1 protein-coding gene is annotated in these 1,481 nt (G+C 35.9%); it reads left to right on the top strand.

The genetic code is table 11. From position 1 onward, the window contains the following. The first annotated feature begins 94 nt into the window (after window positions 1-94). Window positions 95-1,294 (top strand): ISAs1 family transposase, encoded by a 1,200-nt coding sequence (locus QT987_RS29720; RefSeq protein ID WP_333247073.1) that lies wholly within the window; start codon window positions 95-97, stop codon window positions 1,292-1,294. Window positions 1,295-1,481 lie beyond the last annotated feature (187 nt).

Raw genomic sequence — 1,481 nt, forward strand, 5'->3', positions numbered from 1 at the left:
CAGGGTAAACGCATCTTAACTGGAACCCAAAATATGCTACAGTTAAATCCGACTAAATTTCAATGTAGTTTGTTGTAGTTTATGGGTGCTATCAATGGCAAGAGGTTTTAGTAAAGCTGTAACTTCCCAACAAAAACAAACAGATTCATTGCCTTCAATGAATATTTTAAATGCCAGTTTTTTAGAACATTTTGCCAATTTGAAAGACCCCAGAATAGAAAGAAGTAAAGAACACTTACTCAAAGATATTATAGCGATTGCGATTCTAGCTATCATTAGCGGTGCCGACGGATGGGTGGCAATAGAAGCCTATGGTAATGCCAAATATGAATGGTTAAAAAGCTTTCTAGAATTACCGAATGGCATACCATCTCATGACACATTTAGTCGGGTATTTGCCCGAATTGAACCACAACAGTTTCAAGAATGCTTTTTGAGTTGGGTAAATGCCATAGTCGGGGAATTAGAACTAAACGTGATTGCCATTGATGGCAAAACGATGAAACAATCTTATGACCGAAATGACCAGCAAAAAGCGCTACATATAGTTACAGCCTGGTCTTCATCTCATCAATTGGTTTTAGGTCAAAAAAAAGTCGATAAAAAATCAAATGAACTGACAGCAATTCCGGCATTAATAGAAATGTTAGAGATTGCCGGAAGCGTAATAACCATAGATGCTATGGGCTGTCAAAAAGAAATAACATCTCTGATTATCAAGAAAAAAGGAGATTATGTTTTAGCTTTAAAAGGCAATCAAAAACTCCTCTATCAAGCTGTGAAAGAGTGGTTTGAAGTAGCTAAAAAATCAGATTATTTAGGCAGAGACTACAGTTATTATGAGCAAGTAGAAGCTGGACATCATCGAGTGGAAAAAAGACAAGTTTGGACTGTTGATGTATCCGAGTTACCACCTCTGCACAATCAAGAATTATGGACGGGATTAAAAACAGTTGTCATGATAGTTAGTGAACGACGGCTGTGGAATAAAACCACGACTGAAGCTCGTTTTTATTTGAGTAGTTTAAGCAGTAATGCTGAGATAATTGCTGGGGCTATCCGCAGTCATTGGGGCATTGAAAATAGCTTACATTGGACGCTTGATGTGACCTTTTGTGAAGATGAAAGCCGGATTCGGAAACAGAACTCTCCCGAAAATTTTGCACTTCTACGTCGCTTGGCTATAAATTTACTAAAACAAGAAAAAACTTCCAAACAAAGTCTAAAAATGAAACGGTATCGAGCGGCAATGGACAATAATTATTTAGTGCAAATTTTAAACTCTGCCAGTTAATGCTCGAAATCTAACACCTATCTAAGAAGGAAAATTCTCCGGCTTTAAGAAGTTTAGAAAATCTTAAGGTTATGATTTAATTTGCTTAAATGTGGTTAAAGTTAATGATTTTTAAAAGTTTTTTTTAGTTATTTAGTAATGCACAAATTTAGGTGTTTGTCAAATTAATTTAGATGCGTTTACCCTG

It is taken from the genome of Microcoleus sp. SVA1B4 (genome assembly GCF_036700545.1).
Classification (GTDB): Bacteria; Cyanobacteriota; Cyanobacteriia; order Cyanobacteriales; family Microcoleaceae; genus Microcoleus.